Origin of the sequence: Methylobacterium sp. WL18 (genome assembly GCF_008040015.1) — a bacterium.
GTDB classification, from domain to species: domain Bacteria; phylum Pseudomonadota; class Alphaproteobacteria; order Rhizobiales; family Beijerinckiaceae; genus Methylobacterium; species Methylobacterium mesophilicum.
In genome coordinates, this window is the sequence record NZ_VRVD01001195.1 from 1 (window position 1) to 674 (window position 674).

Sequence of the window (674 nt, forward strand, 5' to 3'; positions counted from 1 at the left end):
CCGGTCCCGGCGCCCCGCCCCGCCGAGAGCGTGGCCGCCACCCGGACCGGCGACCCGGCCGCCGATTACGAGACCGCGGTCGAGCTCTACCGCTCCAAGCAGTACGAGCAGGCCGAGATGGGCCTGCGCCAGTTCATCCAGTCGCATCCCCGCGACAACCGGGTCGCCGGCGCGACCTACTGGCTGGGCGAGAGCTACCTGGCCCGCGGCCGCAACCGCGAGGCGGCCGAGCAGTTCCTGAAGGTTTCCACCGACTACGCCCGCTCGTCGCAGGCCCCGGACGCGATGCTGAAGCTCGGCGTCACGCTCAACGCGCTGGGCGCCCGCGAGCAGGCCTGCGCGACGCTGGCCGAGCTGGACCGGAAATTCCCCAATGCCGGCTCCGGCGTCCGCCAGGGTGTCGCCCGGGAGCAGAAGCGCGCCCGCTGCGCGGCCTGACCGGGGATCCCGAAGGGCTAGCCCTTTGGCGGGGTTCGGGGGTGGAGCCCCCGAGAGACCAGGGCTCTGCCCTGGACCCGCAAAAGGTCGGGGACCTTTTGAATCCATGACCGGACAGTCGGACGATCCGGTCCTCCGCGCCCTCGCGCCCTGGCTTGGTCGGCCCGAGCGCGGCGTGCTGCTCGCCGTCTCGGGGGGGCCCGATTCGAGCGCGCTGATGCACGCCGCGCTCGGGC

At 73.4% G+C, this 674-nt stretch carries 1 protein-coding gene and 1 pseudogene; both read left to right on the forward strand.

Annotated features, from left to right (window positions below; translation table 11 throughout):
• A partial coding sequence (ybgF, locus tag FV228_RS31780; RefSeq protein ID WP_147857976.1) for a tol-pal system protein YbgF occupies nt 1–438 on the forward strand: 438 nt, incomplete at its 5' end.
• 106 nt (nt 439–544) lie between these two features.
• Nucleotides 545–674: pseudogene (locus tag FV228_RS31785) on the forward strand (tRNA lysidine(34) synthetase TilS); the annotation flags it as partial.